Below are 23,989 nucleotides of genomic sequence, written 5' to 3'. Positions count from 1 at the left end.
AAAGGACTTTTTATGCAACTAACCAATCGTAAAAAAGTAATTGAACAAAAACCGATGACATTTTCGGAAAGAATATACTTTCCGGCTATTATCAAAGGTTTGCGCATTACATTAAGGCATTTTTTTAAGAAAATTCCAACCATTAAATATCCGGAGGAAATAAGACCTTATTCGAAAAACTTCAGGGGGCAGCACTCGCTCAAACGTGATGAGGAAGGGCGTGAGCGCTGTACAGCCTGTGGATTATGTGCTTTGTCCTGCCCGGCAGAGGCGATTACAATGACTGCCGCCGAGCGGAAAAAAGGTGAAGAGAATCTTTATCGCGAGGAAAAGTATGCGTCGGTATATGAAATCAATATGTTGCGCTGTATTTTCTGTGGTCTATGTGAAGAGGCCTGTCCTAAAGAAGCGATTTATCTGGATGGACCGCATGTGACAGCAGATTACCTACGTAAGGATTTTATCTATGGAAAAGATAAATTGGTAGAACCAACTTTTGATATTACCAAATTAAAGAGCTAAACCAGGAAATTATGACAGTATTTTATTTTGTAGCCTTCTTGTCTATTTTCTTTGCGCTGCTGACCATTTTTACAAAAAATCCTGTACACAGTGTACTGTATCTGGTCATTACGTTTTTTACGTTTACAATACATTATATTCTTTTGAATGCACAGTTTTTGGCTGTGGTGAATTTCATCGTATATATGGGAGCCATCATGGTGTTGTTTTTATTTGTACTGATGCTGCTCAACCTGAACAAGGATACCGAACCCATGAAATCCAATCTGGTTAAGTTTATGGGTGCTATCGCCGGTTGTTGCCTATTGGTGACTTTCTTCGGTGTATACCGCGTATTTGACATTTCTAATCCCTTAACTGTTGTTAATCCGGAAATAGGGTTAGTTAAGAATCTGGGTAAGGTGTTGTTTAACGAATTTTTGCTTCCTTTTGAGTTATCATCATTATTGTTATTGACAGCAATGATTGGAGCAATATTATTAGCTAAGAAAGAACCTAAACAAATCTAATGGAAACAGTTGTTCAACAGTTGCAGGGGGTGCCAATAAATCATTATCTGATTTTTTGTGCGATTATTTTCGTTATTGGTGTTATCGGTGTTCTTATTCGCCGTAACGTCATTATTATTATGATGTCTATTGAATTGATGCTGAATGCGGTGAATCTTCTTTTAGCTGCTTTTTCAGTGCAGCATGGCGATTCGTCAGGACAGGTCTTCGTCTTCTTTATCATGGCATTGGCAGCGGCAGAAGTTGCCGTAGGCCTAGCGATTATTATTATGGTATATCGGAATACGAAGTCTGTAGATATCGATTCCTTAAATAAACTTCGTTGGTAGAACTTAGAAATAAATACGATGAGTGAATTAGTTTGGTTGATTCCCCTTTTGCCCTTAATCGGGTTTATTGTGAACGGATTGGGTAGGAATGCCTTCTCCAAAGGTATGATAGGTGCTGTTGGCAGCGCTGTAGTGCTTATTTCTTTTGTATGCAGCTGTATTCTTTTCTCCGAAGTCTACCAAGCGAGGCAAGCTGGACAAGCAGGTATTATAGAACAACATGTATTTGACTGGATTGCGGTGGGCAATCTCAAGATCGGTCTGTCCTTTTTGGTAGACCCACTAAGTGCCATCATGCTCCTGATCGTTACAGGGATTGGTTTCCTTATCCATGTCTATTCGATTGGTTATATGCATCATGATCATGGATTTGGTAAGTTCTTCGCCTATTTGAATCTCTTTATCTTTTTTATGTTGCTATTGGTATTGGGATCCAATTACCTGGTCATGTTCATCGGCTGGGAAGGTGTAGGGCTATGTTCTTATTTATTGATCGGCTTTTGGTATAAGAATAGTTCGTATGCAAATGCGGCAAAAAAAGCATTTGTGATGAATAGAATAGGTGATTTAGGTTTTCTACTTGCGGTATTTTTAATCCTTGGAACTTTTGGATCCTTAGAATTTTCAACTGTATTTCCTGCGGCCAAGAATTTTGCTGTTGGTGATATCACAGTCGTTAGCATTACCATTTTGTTGTTTATTGCTGCAACAGGTAAATCGGCGCAGATACCTTTGTTTACTTGGTTGCCAGATGCCATGGCTGGCCCAACCCCCGTGTCGGCCCTAATTCATGCGGCAACGATGGTTACGGCCGGTATTTATATGATTGCACGTTCCAATGTACTGTTTATCCTTTCACCGTTTACCTTGCAGCTCATTTCTGTGATCGCTATTTGTACAGCCCTATTGGCTGCTGCAATAGCATTGACACAAAATGATATTAAGAAAGTATTGGCTTATTCCACCGTTTCACAATTGGGCTATATGTTTCTTGGCCTTGGTGTCGGAGCATTTACGGGAGCGTTTTTCCATGTATTGACGCATGCCTTTTTCAAAGCCTTACTATTCCTGGGGGCGGGATCTGTTATACACGGTATGAGTGAAGAACAGGATATGCGAAAAATGGGAGGCTTGAAGAAAGCAATGCCTATTACTTATCTGACGATGTTGATGGGGACAATCGCGATTGCAGGAATTCCACCCTTCTCCGGCTTCTTTTCCAAAGACGAAATATTGGCGGGGGCATTTGCTGCGAGTCCAGTTTTATGGGGTTTAGGTTTTATTGGTGCATTAATGACGGCTTTCTATATGTTCAGGATGTTGTTTATGACCTTTTCTGGAACATTCCGTGGTACGGAAGAGCAAAAACATCATTTGCATGAATCTCCAAAAAGTATGACAGTGCCACTCATCGTATTGGCTATACTTTCTGTGATCGGAGGAGTGATCAATTTACCAGCTGTTTTAGGTGGTAACCATTGGCTTGAGGATTTCCTGACGCCAGTGTTTTCAGAGGGAAAAGCGATAATGCCTGCAACTCATCATTTGGAACATAGTACGGAATATTTACTCATGGGCATTTCTGTTGTTGGAGTATTGATTATGGTTGCTTTGGCTTTTCATAAATACGTTAAACGACAACAGCTACAGGAAGAGGGCGAAGGTACGCGTGGTTTCTTGGGCAATCTTTCTTACCATAAGTTTTACGTGGATGAGCTCTATGATAGCATCATTGTACGTCCCATCAATTGGCTCTCGGCTTTCTTCGGAAATGTCGTGGATCAACGTGGTATTGACGGTGTTGTTAATGGGGCCGGTAAGGCAACATTTGATACGGGAAAGGTATTGCGTTTGCTCCAGAATGGTAATGTTGGTTTTTATTTATTGATGATGGTAATTGGGGTGATTGCCATTTTCATCTATGGATTGTTGAGTCTTTAATTTTGGTGTAATCGATGGATAACTTGTTTTTACTTATTTTATTGCCGTTAATAAGCGCATTGATTCTAACGTTCTTAAAGACCAATGCTGCAAAGTCTATTGCCTTGATTTTATCATTACTATCTTTGGCTTTGACTATTCCGTTCGTCTGTACTTTTGACACAAATGGCGGAATGCAATTTGAACAAAATTGGCTATGGATTTCTTCCTTGCATATTCATTTTCATATCGGCGCTGATGGAATTAGCTTGCCGTTGATCTTATTGACGAATGGATTGATGCCTCTAATTATTGCTACAACCTTTAAAAAGGATTATAAAGGAAACTTTTACGCATTAATGGCTTTTATGCAAGCGGGCTTATTGCTCGTATTTATGGCCCTGGATGCTTTTACTTTTTATGTGGGTTGGGAGATTGCCTTGATACCGATTTATTTTATTTGCGCGCTTTGGGGTGAAGGAGATCGTATTCGCGTAAATTTGAAATTTTTTATTTATACTTTTTTGGGTAGCCTTTTGATGTTGATCGGTATTCTTTATCTCTATCAACAAGTGCCCAACCGTGATTTTGAATGGACCTCATTTATTGCCTTAGATTTGGAAGAAAATACGCAGCGGTGGTTATTTTGGGCATTTTTTGTCGCTTTCGCCATCAAAATACCAATTTTTCCTTTTCATACTTGGCAACCCAATACGTATACAAATGCGCCAGCGGCAGGCACGATGTTGTTGGCAGGTATCATGCTCAAAATGGGGGTTTACGGTTTAATGCGTTGGCTATTGCCTATCGCACCAACTGGTGTTGCGCTGTATGGGCATTTTGCAATGATCTTATGCGTTATTGGGATCGTTTATGCTTCCATTATCGCAATTAAACAGGACGATGTGAAGCGATTGATCGCGTATTCGTCAATAGCCCACGTTGGCTTAATTAGTGCCGGTGTCTTCACATGGAATACGAATGGCCTGAGTGGAGCAACTATTCAAATGTTAAATCACGGTATTTCTGTGATCGGGCTTTTTTATGTGTTGGATATTATACAGCAGCGCACACAGACACGTAGTCTCACAGCGCTTGGCGGAATAGCAAGCAAGGCGCCTCGTTTGGCCATCTTCTTTATGATTATTTGTATGGGGGCAGTGGGTTTACCATTAACGAATGGATTCATTGGTGAGTTTTTATTATTGAAAGGCGTTTTTCAGTATGGATTTTGGTTTGCTGTTTTCGCGGGTTTAACCTTAATTCTGGGCGCAGTTTATATCCTTAGGCTTTACCAAGGAACGATGTTGGGGGAAACGACCGAAAAAACTGTACAATTTGAAGATGTAAAAGGAACGGAACTTATTGTATTGACAGTCGTCTCCGTCTTGATCCTTTATATTGGTATATTTCCTAATTTCCTATTGAACCTTTCTGCAGGTTCCGTGGAAGTTTTAAGTACATTTTTAGGCAGATAATAGATATATTTAATTGTATGGGTGCAATAATTACACTTTCGATATTAGCATTAGTCGTCCTTTATCTTGGTTTATTCAAGATGAAATCTATGCTACTGCCTGTTTCTATTCTTGGCTTCTTGGTCGCTATTGGTTTTTTATGGAATGATTGGACTTCGACCAGTGGACCGCTCTATAGTGGGATGGTTCATTTTGATCATTTTGCTATTGCTTTCTCAATCTTATGTATCGCAGTTACCTTGTGCATCTTTGTCATCTCAAAGGGCTATTTTGATGAGGAGGGACAAATTGCGGAATACTATTCCTTATTAATTTTCTCCCTTACAGGTGCTGTTCTTGTGAATAGTTATCATAATTTTTCAATGCTTTTTTTAGGTATTGAAATTATGTCTGTAGCGCTTTACATTTTGGTCGGTATACGTAAAAGAGACAAAGCATCAAATGAAGCTGCATTGAAGTACTTTTTGATGGGGGCTTTCTCTACGGGCTTTCTATTGTTTGGTATTGCCCTTTTGTACGGTGCCACAGGATCATTTGATTTAAGTGAAATCAAAGACTATGTTGTCAATAACCCGCAGGCAATTTCACCGTTGTTTTATGGGGGTATATTGCTTCTCATTGTAGGACTGACGTTCAAAGTGGGCGCTGTTCCCTTTCATTTTTGGACACCAGATGTTTATGATGGGGCTCCGATATTGATTACGAGTTATATGAGCACCGTGGTTAAAGTTGCTTCTTTTGCTGGATTGTTACGTTTATTCAGTTATAGTCTATTGCCTTTACAAGATTTTTGGACGCCGGTTTTCTTAGTGATCGCCATTCTCACCTTATTTGTTGGAAATATTTCTGCATTAATGCAGTCTTCCTTCAAACGTATGCTTGCTTATTCGAGCGTTTCGCATGCCGGGTATATGTTATTTGCGATTGTAGCAGTTGGGGCTACCTCGGCTAATAGTATCTTTGCTTATGGCCTTGCCTACTCTCTAGCCACCATTGTTGCTTTTACAGGATTGATCCTAGTCAAGAAAACGACCGGCTCTGAACATTTTGAAGCTTTCAATGGCCTGGGCAAACGAAATCCTTTGCTCGCATTTGCCATCACGATAGCAATGCTTTCTCTTGCGGGTATACCACTGACAGCTGGATTTATCGGTAAGTTTATGATGTTTTCTTCTGTTATGGAAAATTATCATATTGTTTTGCTTGTATTGGCTGTAATCAATGCAGGAATTGCAGTGTATTACTACTTGAAGGTTGTTGTTGCGATGTACTTTAGAGACAGTGACGAATCCTGTGTCAATGTACAGTGGAATTATTCATTTGTGTTATTCCTTGCCGTAGCGCTTACAATCTTAATTGGGGTATATCCAGACTGCCTTTTAAAATTAATATAAAGTTTCTGTTAAAATACTTGTTGTTTATTAGAGCATGGCGATTTCGCTGTGCTTTTTTTATTTTTATTGGTATAACTCTTGCATACAAATTGTATATTGTAAAAAAGAAATCCTATCAAATTGCAGATGGCGTTTAAAGTGTGTGTTAAATCTTTTTCGATTCGTGTTTTAAGTGTGTTACTATTCTTCTGTATGGGTGGAAAAGTAATTGCACAGGACTTTATTCGTGGAAAGGTCATTGATGCACAAACAGGCAAGGGTATTTCAAGGGTTTCAATTAACTGGCTTGATGGAGATAGCGGTGGTAGCAGCGATACCCTTGGGTTTTTTAAGATTCTGGATATCAAGAAATACAGACAGCTTGTCTTTGGAGCTGTGGGGTATGAGCGGCGTACGGTGGATGTTCGTCGTTTACAGGATTCAATGCTGACCGTGCACTTAATTGCCTCAAATAACACATTAGAGGAGGTCGTGGTCAATCGAAAAAACAAAAAAACCAAAGATCCTGCTATAGCACTGATTGAACAGGTTATTGCACATCGACCACAAAATCATTACACCCGCATACCTGAAATTCGTTTTGATGAGTATGAAAAGACGCAGTTTGGTTTTGTCAATCCTGAAGATAAAGCGAAGAAATTTCCGAAACCATTCCGATTCCTCTTTGAAAATATAGATTCTACCGCTTTTCGGGGGCAAACCATTGCACCCTTTTATTTGGAAGAAAACTATGCAAATGTCTATTCATCCCATAATCCAGATCGTAGTAAGAAGATTGTCATCAGCCACAACCAGACCGAATTAAATCCACGCTTTTTTAACAATGACAATTGGCAGACGCGGTTTCAAACGATACTCCGTGATGTTGATCTCTATGATAATACAATTCAGATCACAAACAAAGGAGTCTTGAGCCCAATTGCTGCAGGTGCTACAGCGTTTTATAGGTACAAAATTCAAGATACGGTCAAGATCGAAGGCAAGGATTATATTGAGCTCCATTTTGAAGGTAAATCGGCTATTGATCTGCTCTTCTACGGTGATCTTCTGATCTCTGATGATACAAGGTATGCTGTTCATCGCGCAACTTTGAATATCGGACGTTCTGCAAATATCAATTGGATCAATGACGTGCAAATAGATCTCAGCTATAGTGAATTTAAAAATGGTAGCATGCTCCCTGTTCGTGCAGATCTAAAAATGTTATTTGGTGGGAGCAAGTCAGATGTATTGTATGGACGCAGGGAAACCCAATACCTGGGATATCGCACAGATTCTATTTCGAATGAGAATTTTGCTGGTGTACCAGTTGAAAAGAGGTATCTCCTCCAGTCCGCACCGAAGGTACCCATTGTAGGGGTTAGACCAACTCCGTTAAGCCATGCTGAATTAGGAGCCTATCAAAAGGTTGATTCGGTACAGAATATGCGTTCTTTTAATCAGTTGGTCGCATTGGGTTATTTGTTAGCAAAGGGATATTATAATGCCGGGAAAGTTGAATTTGGTCCACTGGAATATCTTTATAGCCGCAATAATTACGAGGGGAATCGTGTGCGCCTGAGTGGTCGGACGACGCGTTTATTTTCGGAAAAAGCCTACATTGAAGGATACACAGCCTATGGCGATAAGGACAAAGAGCTAAAGTACTACCTGAGTACGGCATTTACTTTAAATGGAGAACGTATTGTTCAGTTTCCGGCAAATTATTTACGCTTTACAGTACAGCATGACGTCATGGAACCGGGGCGAGGTTTGGGTTTTTTAAAAGGGGATGGTTTCTTCCGTTCTTTTGGGAAAAACAGGCCTAATAAATGGCAATTTAATGATATCTATCGTATCGATCATCTGATCGAATTTGGGAACCATGTTAGCGTAGGAACGGCGTTTACGCATACCCGCAGACAACCGCGCGCTGACTTGTTTTATATTAATAGCCTACCTTTACCTGATACTGTCCGACAAGTCAATACAAATGACCTACAGCTGATTTTACGTTGGGCTCCGAATGAAGAATTTACTTATCATAATCTCGACAGAGGAACCGTAGAAAACAAATATCCCATTTTTACCCTGCAATATAATAAAGGACTGAAAGGATTTTGGGGCGCAGACTATAGTTATGATGCATTACGCTTTAGCATTTTCAAACGACTATTTTTATCCCCAGCGGGGCAGGCGGATTTTGAGTTTTCAGGAGGAAGAATTTGGGGGAAACATCTGCCTTATACCTTACTGGAACTCCCTGATGTCAATAGAGATAAGCAGGGACCGTTGGTGAATTTTGACTTGATGGCTACCTCGGAATTTGTTTCAGACCAGTTTTTGAAACTGACCTATTACCACAACTGGAATGGTTTCTTTTTCAATAGAATTCCGTTGTTCAGGCGGTTAAAATGGCGTGAAGTGACGGGATTTAAGGCTTTTTATGGAAAGTTAAGCGATGTCAACAACCCCTTTGTAACGCCCGAAAATATTCAGTTTGAAGCGGACAAAAATGGTATTATCCAAACAAAAGCAGTGCGTAACAAACCGTATGTAGAAGGGCTAGTGGGGGTGGATAATATCTTTAAATTGATTAGATTAGAGTATAAAAAGAGATTAAGCTATAGTGGTGGTGAAGGCATACCTTCTGATACCTTTACAGCATCCTTACATTTTAATTTTTAGCAATTATGGTCCAATATTCAAATTTAAATTATGTGATTAAAGATAGCATCGGCTATGTTATCATTAATCGCGAACCCCAGCTGAATGCGTTGAATCAGGAAACCCTTGACGAATTGCAAGATATCTTCATGCATTTCAATGCCGATGACCACGTAAGAGGTATTATCCTGACAGGCGCTGGGCTTAAAGCATTCGCTGCAGGGGCAGACATTAAGGAATTTATGGATTTATCTGTAATTCAAGCACGGTGGCTCAGTGAACGAGGACATATTATTTTTTCGGACCTTATTGAAGGTTCTCCGAAGCCAGTTATTGCTGCAATAAATGGGTATGCTTTAGGCGGAGGGCTGGAGATGGCTTTAGCCTGCCATATTCGTATAGCGTCTGACAATGCAAAAATGGGACTGCCGGAGGTTTCTTTGGGACTGATTCCGGGTTATGGTGGTACGCAGCGTTTACCCAAGTTGATCGGAAAAGGACAGGCTATGCAAATGATTTTAACGGGTGATATGATTGACGCGCAGCGAGCCTATGAACTAGGATTGGTCAATGAGGTGATCGCACAGGATAAACTAATTGCCCGTGCGGAGGAAATACTCCATAAGATATTTACGCGCTCTCGCGTTGCAGTGGCAAATGCTATTACTGCTATTAACGCTGCTGAAGATAAACAACAAAACGGGAGTAAGGTGGAAATGGATGCTTTCGGACATCTGTTCGGAACAGAAGATTTCAAAGAAGGTGTTTCCGCATTTTTAGCGAAAAGGACACCCAATTTTGAATAATACCGCAGCACTTCGCTAAATGCTATATTGCCGTGTATTGTCAGGTTTGAGTATCGATGAAGAGGTAAAATAAGACCAAGAAAGGAGGTTCGGATTGAGCGCCAATCGTTTTGCGGCATTGGTTAAGATGGCTCATGAATCTGAATCAGAAAGCTTTAACCGACATTATTTTTGATATTTTTTGCGATATTCCTGTGGCGACATTTTCATTTCCCGTGTAAACGCTTTTGAAAAATGAAAGGGGTCATAAAAATGGAGTTTGAATGCGATTTCTTTAATCTTAAGTAGGGTAAATTGCAGATAGGAGCAAGCCCTTTGCATACGGAGTTGATTGTAATACACCATGGGTGGGTAAGATGTTTTCTGCTTGAACAAGTTAATAAGATGTGACTTGGAATAGTTGAAATGTGCTGAAATATCATCCAAGTTGATATTGTTTTCCAGATTGTCTTTCATAAATATAATGATGTCCTGTATGATATTATCTACTTGAATTCGGTTACCTTCTCTAAACTGAGCCTGATATTGAATGGACGCTAAAAAATATTGAAAGCAAAAACTCGTATACTCCAAATTTTCTGGACTATACCCCATTTCCAGGTTTTTGTAGATGCTCTCGAAGAGCTGGATGCGGTTGGCATGTTTGTTTGAATCCGCGTCATCTATATGAATCACTTCGCCCATGATATGTTGAAAAAGAACTGCATCTGTGCCGTCGAAATGAATCCAATAGATGCTCCAGGGATCATTTGATTTTGCGCCATAGCAATGAGCGCTATCTCTCGGGATAATGTATATATCGTTTCTTTTAAGGTTGTGCGTTGTTTCATCCTGTTTTATCCAACCGCTTCCATCTTCGCAATAAATCAGAATATATTCCTTACATCCTTCTTGACGATCACGGTAGTGTTTTTTAGCATTGGGATAATAGCCGATATGTGTGATGTGTAATTTTGATGTGATGTTGTTGCCTGTCAGGTAATTGCATACGGCATAGGGAAGGACAATCGCCTTTTCTCCTTTGAATCCTTCAGCGATGACATCTTGGTTTTGTTTCATAGATCGAGCTTATTTTTGGTTATTCGTATAAAAATAGTAATATTTTACATGTTTATCGTGTTCACTTACATGATTCTCCCCAAGTATTCCATTAATTTTACCTAAGTAAATCTAAATATGTAAACTCTTATGCAAAAGACTGCGACGACCTATCTGCTATTGATCACTTTTGTGGCCGCTATTGGTGGATTTCTATTTGGGTATGATTGGGTAGTTATTGGTGGTGCAAAGCCATTTTATGAGGCTTATTTTCATTTGGAGTCCGATCCTGCATTGCAGGGCTGGGCCATGTCTTCGGCGATTGTGGGAAGCTTCGTTGGTGTACTACTCTCGGGGGGATTGGCCGATCGCTATGGCAGAAAACCGCTGATTTATACTGCTGCAATTTTATTTATAATGTCTGCAGTGGGAACCGGTATGGCGTCCGAACTGGACACTTTTATTATCTATCGGATTTTGGGCGGGATAGGTATTGGTGTAGCCTCTAATTTGGCACCGATGTATATTGCTGAGATCGCCCCCGCAGAAAGTCGAGGGAAATTTGTATCGATCAATCAGTTGACCATTGTACTGGGCATCCTTGCAGCACAAGTGGTCAATTGGCTCATTGCAAAGCCGGTTTTAGCCGGAGAATCTATGCTAGAAACCTGGAATGCGCAAGAGGGGTGGAGATGGATGTTTTGGGCAGGAGCGATCCCGGCGGTTATTTTTTTATTGCTACTTTTCCTGATTCCTGAAAGTCCGCGCTGGTTATATACAAAAGGGAAGCACGAACAGGCAAAACGTGTGTTTTTACGCATGGGTGGAGAGGAGTATGCAGCAGAAAATATACGTTCTATTGCCGAGGCGGCTGAACTAAGTCAGGCTAAATCCCGAAAGAGAAATTTATTTCAGGGGAAGCTGCTACGGTTGTTGTTGCTAGGAAGCTTTATTGCGGTTTTTCAGCAATGGTGTGGGATTAATGTTATTTTTAATTATGCCCAGGAAATCTTTACAGCTGCTGGATATACGGTTTCGGGGATGCTTTTCAATATTATTATCACTGGCGTGATCAATGTCATTTTTACATTCATTGGCATGTATCTGGTTGATCGAATTGGTCGTCGCGCATTGATGCTTTTCGGATCAGCAGGCCTTTTTGTGATTTATATTGCCTTAGGAGCATGTTATTATTTCAATTGCAGCGGCATTTTTGTGCTTCTCCTTGTACTGGCCGGAATTGCGGTATATGCGATGACCTTGGCTCCTGTAACTTGGGTAATTATCGCCGAAATATTCCCTACCGCTGTAAGGGCGCAGGCCATGGCGATTGCAACATCGTTATTATGGATTGCATGTTTTGTGCTCACCTATACTTTTCCTTTACTGAATCAAAACCTGGGAGCAGCTGGTACATTCTGGCTGTATGGTGGAGTCTGTTTTATCGGTTGTCTGTTTCTATGGAGCCGATTGAAAGAGACCAAAGGAAAAAGCTTAGAAGAAATTGAACAGGAACTGGAAGGATAATTGGCACCCGGATAATCAACTGAATCAACTCGACCTATATAAACCTATTAGCGTATTAAGAAAATGACAGAATTGACTCGTTACCTCATAAAATCAACAGTGGATCAAAAAGGGATCGTAAAAGCATGGGAAGAGCAAGTTGCTATTCCAACATACGAGATTGGAACGATGGAGAAGAATCCCATATTTGCAGAAAAACGCGTATATCAAGGTAGCTCAGGGGTAGTATATCCCTATCCAATCATAGAGAAAATTAGCGATCAGAAGCGAAACAAGATCTATCAGGCGCTATTTCTTGAAAATGAATATATCAAGGTGATGATTCTTCCAGCCTTAGGTGGGCGGGTTCATATGGCTTATGATAAAGTCAGAGAGCGACATTTCGTTTATTATAACGAAGTTATCAAGCCCGCTTTGGTTGGACTCACTGGTCCATGGATTTCAGGGGGAATTGAATTCAATTGGCCCCAGCATCATCGACCTACTACTTTTATGCCAACAGAGCATTTAATCGAACACAACAGCGATGGAAGCATTACGGTTTGGTGCAACGAAATTGAACGCATGTTTCGCATGAAGGCCATGCAGGGATTTACTTTGCATCCCGATAAAGCATATCTAGAAATTAAGGTTCAGGTATATAATCGGACAGCATTGCCACAAACCTTTCTGTGGTGGGCCAATCCGGCTGTTGTTGTGAATGATGACTATTTTTCCGTCTTCCCTCCCGACGTCAATGCCGTTTTTGATCATGGAAAGCGAGAGGTTTCCTCTTTCCCAATTGCTCGGGGGACTTACTACAAGTACGATTACTCAGCTGGTGTTGATATAGCACAATACAAGAATATTCCTGTTCCGACCTCCTATATGGCCATTCAATCGAAATACAATTTTGTGGGCGGCTATGAGGCCGGTGCTATCAATGCGGGGATGTTACATGTGGCCGATCATCACATTTCACCGGGGAAAAAACAGTGGACTTGGGGAAATGGTGATTTTGGTGTCGCTTGGGATAGAAACTTGACAGATGAAAATGGACCCTACATTGAATTGATGGCTGGTGTATATACAGATAATCAGCCTGATTTTGCTTGGTTACAACCCTATGAAGTGAAATCCTGGTCTCAGTATTTTATGCCTTACGCAGAAGTCGGACAGGTGAAAAATGCAACAAAAGATGTGGTGCTCAATATGGAGGTTAGGGAGCAGACCGCTCACATTGTCTTATATACAACGGGGACGTATGAAGGTATACGCGTTTTGTTACGTAATACGGCAGGTAAAATCTATTTGGACGAACAAGTGGACTGTTCTCCTCGGAATATTTATACCCAAAGTGTTGCTGGATTGGATAGTATACCAACCGAACTCATCTTGACTGTGTATGATAAAAATAACCATGAAATATTGGTCTACCAGCAAGAGCAGGCAAAGGATGCTAAAGACATACCCAAGCCAGCGCAGGCAGCATTGCTGCCCGAAGATATTCGTTCTATCGAAGAGTTGTTTTTGACGGGACAGCATTTGGAGCAATACCGACATGCAACTTATAATCCATTGGATTATTATAAGGAAGCGCTGCGACGTGAACCGAACGATATCCGATGTAATAATGCAATGGGTGTTTTCTTGTTGCGAAGCGGTAAGATAGAGGAGTCTATTCCTTATTTTGAGACCGCTATCGCGCGCGCTACTGAGCGTAATCCCAATCCTTATGATGGAGAACCTTATTACAATCTAGGTGTAGCTCTGCAACTATCTGGAGATTTGAATGGAGCTTATGCAGCTTTCTACAAAGCGACATGGAATGCCGCCTGGAAGGATTCTGGCTATTTTGGTTTGGCACAAATTGATGCGAAGAGAGGCGACTGGAAAGCTGCTTTGGAAAAAATAGATCAATCATTGAGCCGAAACTGGTATCACCACAAAGGAAGACAGCTGAAGGCCTCTATTTTAAGAAAACTTGGGGCAAAAGATGCCCCTTTGGCATTTATTCAAGAATCAATGGAATTGGATCCGTTTAATATGGGATGTCGATTTGAATGGTACCTGTTACATAAAGAAGAATCCATTTTTTCTCCTATTCTCGATTTAGCGCGTGTAAATATTCATAGTGCGATAGAGTACGCATTGGATTTTGCGCATGCCGGTCTATATGAAGAAGCGTCTTTACTGCTAGAAAAAACCATTGAAGACCCAACCTTAGTTTACCCTATGGTATATTATACACTAGGTTATTTTGCGACTCATTTGGGTTTGCATGACAAGGCAAAAACTTATTGTGATCAAGCCGTCGTTATGGATCCTACCTACTGTTTTCCAAATCGTTTGGAAGAGATTGCAATTCTCCGACATGCCATCGCTTTAAATAGTGCTGATGCAAAGGCTTCTTATTATCTGGGCAATCTTTGGTATGGAAAAAGACAGCATCAGGATGCGGTAGACTGTTGGGAGCATGCGATCCAGTTGGATGGACAGTTTCCTACCGTTTTTCGCAATTTGGCCTTAGCTTATTATAATCGGATAGGCAAGAAGAAAGAAGCCGTGACCTTATTGGAGCAGGCATTTTCATTGGATGAAACTGATGCACGTTTACTCATGGAGCTTCATCAGCTTTACAAAAAGGAGGGCCGTCCTTACAAAGAGAGGTTGGCGTTACTCGATCGATATCCGGATTTGGTGACGCTTAGAGATGATCTATTCTTGGAGCGGATCACCCTGTTTAATCTGTTGGGCGAATACGAGCGCGCGAAAACGTTGCTTGCTTCCCGGCAGTTTAAGCCCTGGGAAGGAGGAGAAGGTAAGGTCTCTCGTCAATACACAATATGTCAGCTCGAATTGGCTAAAAAATCGCTATTGCAAAATGAACTGCAGCAGGCGCTTTCCTTGCTAGCGGCAATTGATTATTATCCACATAACCTTGGTGAAGGTAAGCTGATTACAATGGAAGAAAACGACATTCATTATTATAAGGGGCTTGTTTATCGTTTATTGGGTCGGGAAGAAGAAGCTAAGGTTTATTTCTATAAAGCAACAGAAGGTGCTGATGAACCCCAGCAAGCCCTTTTCTATAATGATCCACAACCAGATAAGATCTTTTATCAAGGTTTAGCCTGGCATGAGCTTGGCAATCCTGGGCGAGCTGAGCAACGTTTTCAATGTTTAATAGATCATGGAAAGTTATTTATTGACAAGCCCTTTAAAATAGATTATTTTGCAGTTTCCTTACCTGATATGGATATTTGGGAGGAAAACCTGGATGATAAGAATAAAATACATTGTCTGTATGTCATGGGATTGGGGTATTTGGGGAATGGGGATCGTGCTTTGGCAATGGATTATTTCGCACAAGTCCAGCAGTTGGATCCTAATCACCAAGGGAGCCAAGCTATTATGCATTCTTTTTTAGGTGAAACTTCTTTAAAGAATTAATTTCAGTATGTATCGCTATATCATTTTATTCGTCATTCTATTTCAAAGTTACACGGTCTGGGCAGATGGACTAAATCGGCTTGACCTTACAGGTGAGTGGAAAGTTCGGCTTGATCCCGAAGATGTCGGTATCGATCAGGGCTGGGCTGGTAAATCGTTCGAAACATCGATCAAATTACCAGGAACAACAGATGATGCGGGTTTAGGAACCTTAAATACGTTGACACCTGCTCTTGCCAAACCTCAGCTTTCGCATTTAACGCGAGAACATCGTTATGTGGGGGCAGCATGGTATACACGGGAACTTTCAATTCCAGTAGGTTGGGCTGGTAAGGAGATGATCTTAACCCTCGAGCGTGTTCTTTGGGAGTCCATGGTTTGGGTCGACGGGGTAGCAGTGGTCCAAAAGCAACGGAGCCTTGTCAGTCCGCATGAGTTTGACTTAAGCTCACTTCTGAAAGCTGGGAAGAAACATCGGTTGACAATCCGCGTAGATAACAGAAAGAAGCTCCCAATCAGCGTTGATGATATGGCGCATGCTTATACCGATCACACCCAAATTATTTGGAATGGTATTCTTGGAAAGATTGCTATTCAGGCCTATGATGCGGTGCGTCTGAAGTCGGTGTATGCTAGTCCTAATCTAGCGAAAAAGGAAATCAACCTGCAGATCAATCTCCGTAATAAACTGGCAAAGAGCGTTATCGGTAAACTGAAAATAGCGGTAAAAGACAATAGGGGTTCCCTGCCTCCAGTTGAAAAAACCTTTCAGCTCTCGCAAGGGGATTCAACGATAAACCTAAACTACCTTCTTGGCGACAAACTGAAACTTTGGAGCGAATTTTCACCGCATTTGTACGACATCGGTCTGGAATTGAAAGCCGCAGATGCCGTATCAACGTTGCATACCTCAATAGGTATGCGTGAGCTTTCTACTGATGGGACTATCCTAAAAGTCAATGGCGAGCCTTTGTTTTTGAGAGGAACATTGGAATGCAGTATTTTCCCGTTAACGGGACATCCGCCAATGGATAAGGCCGGTTGGCGGAAAGTCTTTCTGACAGCGCGCGAATGGGGGCTAAATCATCTCCGGTTTCATTCATGGTGTCCTCCGGAGGCGGCCTTTGCTGTTGCCGACGAATTGGGATTCTATCTTCAAATTGAGTTGCCAATCTGGGAGAATAATATTGGTAAAGATGAAGGAGTGATGAGTTTTCTCTATGAAGAGGCCGATCGAATAATGCAGACTTACGGAAATCATCCGTCCTTTTGTTTTTGGAGTATGGGTAATGAGTTGAGTGGTGATTTCAATGCGCTGAATACTTTGGTAAAACACCTAAAGCAGAAAGACAGACGGCATCTTTATACGGCAACTTCTTTTACATTCCAGCAAGGGCATGGTGTGAAGGAAGAACCTTATGATGATTATCTGATTACCCAGTGGACAGCTAAGGGCTGGGTACGGGGACAAGGTGTATTTAATAGCGAAGTACCCACATTCAATAAAAATTACAGCAATTCTTTGGAAGGAATTTCGATTCCGGTCGTGACGCATGAAATTGGACAATATGCTGTCTATCCCAATCTCGCCGAAATCAAAAAATATAAAGGTGTTTTAAAACCGCTAAACTTCATTTCTGTAGCAGAAGATCTGAAACAAAAGGGATTATTACATAAGGCCAAAGCATATACGATGTCTTCAGGAAAATTGGCTGCTATGCTATATAAGGAGGAGATGGAAAGAGCGTTGAAGACACCTGGTATCAGCGGGTATCAGCTCCTTGATCTTCACGATTTCCCTGGTCAGGGAACGGCGCTGGTAGGCTTATTAGATGCTTTTTGGGACAGTAAAGATATACTTCCTGCGGCAGAATTTCGACAATTTAGCGCTCCAGTAGTGCCTTTGCTCCAGTTTGCGAAAGCTGTATATACCAACAATGAAACGTTCGAAGCTTCTATCGATGTGAGTAATTATGGTCAGGAGGTTTTGAAGAATCAGGGGATTAGCTGGTTCCTGAAGGATGGGGGGAAAATAATCGAACAAGGACATTTCCAGTCGACCATTGGAAAGGGACATCAAGGCCATGTGGGGCATTTAGAAGTGCCATTACAAGCAATTGGACAGGCGAAGAAATTGACGATTCAACTTAAACTGGAAGGTACATCCTATGAAAATCATTGGAATATTTGGGTATACCCTCAACAGCTCGCTGTTGATTTTGGGGACGTGAGTTATACGCGCGATCTGGCGGAAGCGATGCGCTTGCTGAAAGATGGGAAAAAGGTGCTTTTAAATCCCGATTGGAAGAAAATAAACGGTATTGAAGGGAAGTTCGTTCCTGTTTTTTGGAGCCCAGTACATTTTCCAAAACAGGCCGGTACCATGGGATTGCTTTGTGACCCTAAACACCCTGTATTTGCCGATTTCCCAACAGATAATCACACTGACTGGCAATGGTGGGATCTCCAAATTAAATCGACTACGCTAATTACGGATGAGATCAAAGGCGGAAATGCAATTGTAGAGCTCATTGACAACTTTACCAATAATAGGAGATTAGCATCTCTTTTTGAAGGGACAGTCGGGGCGGGCAAACTGATGATTGCTTCGTTTGATCTGGAGACAGATCTAGCCAACAGACCCGTGGCAAGACAGCTGTTGGGCTCTATCTTAACGTATATGAACAGTACAAAGTTTAGGCCTAAAGTGATCGAAAATCCAGCTATGCTATCGCAGGTATTGCGTTACAAAGAAGCGCAAGAAAAAGCCGAACCCAAAGCGATCTATTAGTTATAAGATCGCTTTGGGAAAATTGAATATGCTTGAATTTTTTAAAGTAAATATGTAGAAATAATTGTTAACTTGGCCTTGTAATCTAATTGTTAACTGAAAAGCACAATGACCAATAAACTGAAGATTGGGAGCTTTAGTTATGAGAAAAGAAAATGATGAAGCCAATTTGATCCAGGCGCTCTCTATAGGGAAGCAGGCTGTTTTACCAAAACTTTACGAACGATATGCAGACCGCATTTTCGATGTATCTTTTCACTTGCTTAAAGATACAGGTTGGAGCGAGGATGTTGTGCAGGAAGTTTTCGTGAAACTGTGGACCAATAGAGAAAGTATAAAACAGGATGTGGATCTCTGGCCGTTTCTCTATGTATTGACTAAAAGAGAGTGTTTCAATAAACTAAGAAGTATTAAACGTTCTCATTCGGCCTTTGAGCTTCTCTATTACCATATTGAACATCATTCGGATAGGGCCGATGGTTTAATAGAACGAAAGGAACTTGCCGATGAAATAGAAAATTACCTTGCTCAACTTCCTGAACAACAAAAACTTGTTTTTACATTAAGCCGAATTGAAGGAATACCCCACAATCAAATCGCAGCGGAACTCAATCTTTCTAAGAACACAGTAAAAAACCATCTTGCGAGAGCATCGAAACATTTAAAACAAGTCCGTTCTGGACGAAATCGGCTATTATCCTTATTTTTCTATTTTTTTTGAAAAGGATTTCATGGATTGATGGAATCCTCCTAACTGCTTATCGATATGCTAAACAGTTGGACTGAAGTTCCATTGGAAATTTTATACCTATAACAATTTCATAAGGATCTAAAAAAAAATAAAAAAAATATCTCTTCCTGTAGTCCTTTTCTGTTTTTGCGGTGTACTGAAATAAATACTTAGAAAGTACGAACCAATTTGACCATGCAAGAAGAAAGACTACGCTATTTGCTAACCCATTATTTTAGGAATACAATCTCTCGTTCGGAATTGAAAGAGATGCTCGATCAATTAGATCAGCTGGAAGAAGCTGAGTTCTCCGATCTTTTTGAACGTATGGGCGAAAGAGTTCCTGAACGCTCGGAGCTATTTAACAGGGATCAGGTTTTAAATCAGATCTCAAGTCGAATAGGCGGACATCATAAAGAGATAGGAGATGAAAGAAAATCAAAGCTGCGCTACATCAAATGGGGGGGGATTGCTGCCGCAATTGTTGTCTTTTGTTTTTCAATTCTGTTTCTGGTCCAACAAAGCGCGAAGGAAGGAACTTCTCAACAAGCCGTCTCACCAAGGGAAATCGCCTTGCCAGAAAACGGTGCGCCTATACTTAAACTTTCCAATGGTGACCAATATTCAATTTCAGAAGATCATCCTGAAACCTTGGATAAAAACGGTCTGAGCATCATTAAAGCAACAGATGGTACAGTAGTATATCAAGTTAAAAATAATGTCGAGGGCAAATCTGAGATGAGAACTTTCCTGAGTCCAAAAGGTAGCGCATTGACCGTGAAGTTGGTTGATGGCACACAGGTTCAACTAAACTCGGGCGCGAGCTTGACCTATCCAACACATTTTGATGAACATAACCGAACGGTATCCTTGGATGGTGAAGCTTATTTTGATGTCACTCATGACAGTAGAAAACCATTTATTGTTCAGACGAAACAAACCCAGGTCAAAGTGTTGGGAACACAATTCAATATTGCCTCTGATCTCAGCAAAACTAAAATCCTGACCACTTTAATCAAAGGTAAGGTTGCTGTAAGTGCGGGGCATAATCAGCAGATTTTAAGCCCTGGAATGCAAGCACAAACCAATCTGCATACGAAACAAATTTCCGTACAGGAAGCCGACCTAAAAGAGGTTCTCGCTTGGCGGGATGGCTTCTTCCGCTTTACAGAAGATAATATTGAGACTGTCTTGCAAAAAGTGGGCGAATGGTATGATATCAAAGAAGTGAAGGTGAATTCATCGTCCACCGATAAATTTACGGGGATGATAAAGCGGACCAAAAAGCTCTCGGATTTACTCCGGCAGCTGGAAAAAATATCCAATTATAAATTTAAAATTCAGGATGGGAGGGTCCTTGTTATGTAACAATGAGACTTTGAGCTAAAAGTAATCGGAAGTGCTCGCAACACTCCCGATCGTAGTTTAGCAATTAAATAAACCTAATTGAGTTATAAACCATTTAACACCAAACCTATACAAATGTATAAAAGGAATAGCAAAAGTTGCTTTTTTACACAAAAATTCTTTGTAAAAGCATTTATCAGGATGAAAGTATGCATACTAATCCTCATCATCTCCATGGTGCATGTTCATGCATCTAGCTTTGGTCAACAAGTGACATTGGATATAAAAAATGGACGTTTGGTGGACGTCCTGGATGAGATTCAAAAACAAACGGGGTACGAGTTTTTGTACAATAACAGTTTGATTAATAAACAGAAAAGAGTGACCATTAAAGCAAATCACAAAAACTTTAAAGAGGTCCTGCAAGAGTTTCTGTCGGAAAGAAACCTGACTTACGAATTGAATCTGAACACGGTATTGATTATGGCCAAAGTGGGTTCTCCGCAAGTTGCTTCCAGCACCGCGGTGTTCTTGCAGCGGCGTAGAATAACAGGGGTTGTGTCTGATACGAAGGGAGCGCCATTGGAAAGTGTCACGGTTTCGGTTAAGGGGACAACTATTGGAACGAAGACCGATGCGCAGGGGCAATTTGCCTTGGAAATTGAAGATCAGCATAAGGTGCTGCAGTTTTCGCTCGTAGGATTTCAGTCGTTTGAGCGGAATATTAGTGCGTCAAATCAGCTGAAGATCACTTTGGAGCCTGCGGTAAGCGATCTGGAGGAAGCTGTAGTTGTTGCTTATGGAAAGCAACGTAAAATTAGCGTAGTGGGTGCAATTAGTAGCGTTTCCCCGCAACAATTAAAAACTCCCGTTGCTAAGATCAGCAGCGCATTGGCGGGACAGATGGCGGGCGTTGTTACGGTTCAAGGTTCGGGAGAGCCCGGCTCTGCAACGTCATTTTGGATACGTGGGGTGAGCAGTTTTGCGGGGGGGACCGGTCCTCTGGTATTGGTGGACGGGATCGAACGTCCCATGGACCTCGTAGACCCCGAGGATGTCGAGTCATTCTCTGTCTTGAAAGATGCAACTGCCACAGCCGTGTATGGCGTAAGGGGAGCAAATGGTATTGTGATCATTACAACAAAAAGGGGAAAGAAAAGTGTTAAACCGAGTATCAATGCACGTGTTGAGCGCGGTATGTTGGAACCTGTTGTCCTACCGAAATTGGCAAATGCTGCTCAATGGTTAGATTATTATAACGATATCAATTTTGAAGCTTCTGGAAAAGCCCCATTGACACAAGAAGAGATAAATAAATATGTGAATAAAGTAGATCCAGATGTCTATCCAAATGTGGATTGGATGCAAGAGATCTTTAAAAAGAGAACATCAAATGAACGTTTGAATGTAAATGTGACTGGAGGAGGAGATTTTATTAAATATTACGTTTCGGGTTCTTATATGAAAGAGAATGGGATCTTTCAGCCTCGAAAAACATCGAATTATGATCCATCTGTGAATTTCGACCGGATTAATTTTAGATCGAATGTTGATATTAGACTGTCTCGATCGACTGAAGTAAACCTAAACCTCTCCAATCAATACGAAACAAAAAACCGATTAGGTGTAAATTTGGGTGATATGTATGATATTGTGCTCCACACCACACCAGTGGCAACACCTACCCAGTTTTCAAATGGCGCCTATGCACAGCCACAAGGAGGACAAAATCCCTATTATTCGCTCAATACTACTGGATTCTCGAAGGATTTCTGGAATAATGCGCAGTCGTTGATTGGTATCACTCAAGATTTTTCGGAGTTGATAACTCCCGGTTTAAAAGCGAATGTTAAATTTTCCTGGGATGCAAAGAACTCTTCGACATTAGACAAAAGAAAGGCACCAACCACCTATTATGTTGACAAAACAAAACCGCGGGACAGCGAAGGGAATCTTATTTTAAAAGATAACGGTAATGGCAGCGATTATCTTGCTTTAGCCGACTATCATTCGGGAGAGCGTGCGACTAATTTTGAAAGTTCCCTGATGTATGACCAGTTGTTTGGAAACAAGCATCGCGTCGGAGGACTATTTTTATTCTCCATGCGCGAGCGGACAAATAACTTTCCAGAACGGGATTATATCGCAGCATTCCCCTATCGTAATACGGGGATTGCTTCACGTTTGACCTATTCCTACCAGGACCGCTATTTTATCGAAGGTAACTTTGGCTACAATGGATCTGAGAACTTTGCGCCAAAGAAACGTTTTGGTTTCTTTCCTTCCCTGGCTATGGGCTATGTTATTAGTAATGAAGCGTTCTTTAAGTCGCTATTGCCTGTCGTTAACTTTCTGAAAATTCGGGGATCAATTGGTCGGATTGGTAGCGATAAAATCGGTGGTTCACGTCGATTTGCTTACAATTCAGAAATGAAGCTCGATGGTGGCTATTCTTTCGGCATTGGTGGCAAAAATTATCTTCAGGGTATAGCAACCGGTTATCCAGGGAATCCACTGGTTGCCTGGGAAAGTGCATTAAAGCGTAATATCGGGCTTGAGTTAAGCCTTTTCAACAAATTGACCATACAGGCCGATTATTTTGCGGAGAAACGTGATGGAATTTACATTCTTCAGGAAAGTGTGCCTTCCATCGTGGGAATTAATGTAAAACCCTATGTTAATATTGGACAGATGCAAAATAAAGGGGCCGAAGGATCCTTGGAATTTAATCATCGCCAGGGGGAAGTCGGCATACAGGTCCGGGGTAATCTAACTTACAATCGAAATAAAAAATTATTTGATGACAAGCCAATTCCAAGATGGGCATATCAGTCTGAAATAGGACAACGTTGGGGACAGCAGCGCGGATTAATTGCTTTGGGGCTGTTTGAGTCAGAAGAGGAAATCGCGCATAGCCCGATTCAACGCTATGGCGATGTGATACGTCCCGGTGATGTAAAATATCGGGACATCAATGGAGACGGCGAAATTACAGAAGAAGATAAAGTAGCGATCGGTGATACAGATATGCCGCAATGGAATTATGGATTTGGCGCCAGTGTATCTTGGAAAGGATTTGATCTATCGGCTTTTTTCCATGGCGTTGGACAAATATCCCGGATTATAGCGGGAGGACCTCTATATGGTCAAACTGGCAACATCTGGGGCTATGGACAGATCTATTCGGATGTCGCTGATCACCGCTGGAGTGCAGACAACCCTAATCCAAATGCAACTTATCCACGGCTCTCATTTAATATTGCCAATAACTCTCAGGCTTCCACTTTATGGCAACGCGATATGAGCTTTATCCGTTTGAAGAATCTAGAATTGGGCTATACGTTGCCAAAGCAGCTCACGGAAAAATGGAAAATGTCAATCGTGCGTATTTATGCACAAGGCGTAAATGTGTTCACATTCAGTAAGTTCAAGTTGTGGGATCCTGAACTGGAAACAGTGTCAGGAAGCAGCTATCCTCAAATGCGTGTTTTTAATGTTGGTTTAAGTGTAACACTTTAAT

Annotated in this window: 15 protein-coding genes; 14 read left to right on the top strand and 1 reads right to left on the bottom strand. The window is 41.3% G+C overall.

Features of this window, described 5'->3' with window-relative positions:
• Positions 1-12 precede the first annotated feature (12 nt).
• From B3600_RS09880 to B3600_RS09845, 8 genes are all read left to right on the top strand, one after another.
• Positions 13-522 (top strand): NuoI/complex I 23 kDa subunit family protein, encoded by a 510-nt coding sequence (locus B3600_RS09880; protein ID WP_070560982.1) that lies wholly within the window; start codon positions 13-15, stop codon positions 520-522.
• Positions 523-533: 11 nt separating this feature from the next.
• On the top strand, positions 534-1,031 hold the full coding sequence (locus B3600_RS09875) for an NADH-quinone oxidoreductase subunit J (protein WP_070560985.1): 498 nt from the start codon (positions 534-536) through the stop codon (positions 1,029-1,031).
• On the top strand, positions 1,031-1,360 hold the full coding sequence (gene nuoK, locus B3600_RS09870; protein ID WP_046673084.1) for an NADH-quinone oxidoreductase subunit NuoK: 330 nt from the start codon (positions 1,031-1,033) through the stop codon (positions 1,358-1,360). Before B3600_RS09875 ends, nuoK begins: the two co-directional genes overlap by 1 nt.
• A gap of 18 nt (positions 1,361-1,378) precedes the next feature.
• Entirely contained in the window at positions 1,379-3,301 is a 1,923-nt protein-coding gene (gene nuoL, locus B3600_RS09865; RefSeq protein ID WP_070560989.1) for an NADH-quinone oxidoreductase subunit L, read from the top strand.
• A gap of 14 nt (positions 3,302-3,315) precedes the next feature.
• Positions 3,316-4,758 carry a complex I subunit 4 family protein gene (locus B3600_RS09860; RefSeq protein WP_286752818.1) on the top strand — a complete coding sequence of 481 codons (1,443 nt, stop codon included), beginning with the start codon at positions 3,316-3,318 and terminating at the stop codon, positions 4,756-4,758.
• Between the two features lie 17 nt (positions 4,759-4,775).
• On the top strand, positions 4,776-6,152 hold the full coding sequence (locus B3600_RS09855) for an NADH-quinone oxidoreductase subunit N (protein ID WP_201639981.1): 1,377 nt from the start codon (positions 4,776-4,778) through the stop codon (positions 6,150-6,152).
• Positions 6,153-6,344: 192 nt separating this feature from the next.
• Positions 6,345-8,819, top strand: coding sequence for a DUF5686 family protein (locus B3600_RS09850; protein ID WP_286752817.1), 2,475 nt, complete (start codon positions 6,345-6,347; stop codon positions 8,817-8,819).
• A gap of 32 nt (positions 8,820-8,851) precedes the next feature.
• On the top strand, positions 8,852-9,604 hold the full coding sequence (locus B3600_RS09845) for an enoyl-CoA hydratase/isomerase family protein (RefSeq protein WP_312129259.1): 753 nt from the start codon (positions 8,852-8,854) through the stop codon (positions 9,602-9,604).
• Positions 9,605-9,769: 165 nt separating this feature from the next.
• Here B3600_RS09845 and B3600_RS09840 read toward each other — a convergent pair whose 3' ends face one another.
• On the bottom strand, positions 9,770-10,663 hold the full coding sequence (locus B3600_RS09840) for an AraC family transcriptional regulator (protein ID WP_070560999.1): 894 nt from the start codon (positions 10,661-10,663) through the stop codon (positions 9,770-9,772).
• Between the two features lie 129 nt (positions 10,664-10,792).
• On the opposite strand from B3600_RS09840, the gene B3600_RS09835 reads away from it, so the two are divergent.
• The 6 genes from B3600_RS09835 (at position 10,793) to B3600_RS09810 (ending at position 23,988) form a co-directional block, all read left to right on the top strand.
• A complete protein-coding gene (locus tag B3600_RS09835; RefSeq protein WP_070561001.1) occupies positions 10,793-12,169 on the top strand; it encodes a sugar porter family MFS transporter in 1,377 nt (458 codons plus the stop codon).
• 63 nt (positions 12,170-12,232) lie between these two features.
• Positions 12,233-15,601 (top strand): tetratricopeptide repeat protein, encoded by a 3,369-nt coding sequence (locus B3600_RS09830; RefSeq protein ID WP_286752816.1) that lies wholly within the window; start codon positions 12,233-12,235, stop codon positions 15,599-15,601.
• Positions 15,602-15,608: 7 nt separating this feature from the next.
• On the top strand, positions 15,609-18,392 hold the full coding sequence (locus B3600_RS09825; protein ID WP_286752815.1) for a sugar-binding domain-containing protein: 2,784 nt from the start codon (positions 15,609-15,611) through the stop codon (positions 18,390-18,392).
• 142 nt (positions 18,393-18,534) lie between these two features.
• Positions 18,535-19,113: an RNA polymerase sigma factor gene (locus B3600_RS09820; RefSeq protein ID WP_286752814.1), complete on the top strand. Its 579-nt coding sequence runs from the start codon at positions 18,535-18,537 to the stop codon at positions 19,111-19,113.
• A gap of 204 nt (positions 19,114-19,317) precedes the next feature.
• Positions 19,318-20,490: a FecR family protein gene (locus B3600_RS09815; RefSeq protein WP_286752813.1), complete on the top strand. Its 1,173-nt coding sequence runs from the start codon at positions 19,318-19,320 to the stop codon at positions 20,488-20,490.
• 180 nt (positions 20,491-20,670) lie between these two features.
• Positions 20,671-23,988: a TonB-dependent receptor gene (locus B3600_RS09810; protein ID WP_286752812.1), complete on the top strand. Its 3,318-nt coding sequence runs from the start codon at positions 20,671-20,673 to the stop codon at positions 23,986-23,988.
• The last annotated feature ends 1 nt before the right edge of the window (position 23,989 follow it).

The organism is Sphingobacterium sp. UBA2480, from assembly GCF_002341965.1.
In the GTDB taxonomy this organism is placed as follows: Bacteria; Bacteroidota; Bacteroidia; order Sphingobacteriales; family Sphingobacteriaceae; genus Sphingobacterium; species Sphingobacterium multivorum.
Note: the sequence above shows the minus strand (reverse complement) of the source record. Positions and strands in the feature narration are given on the sequence as shown.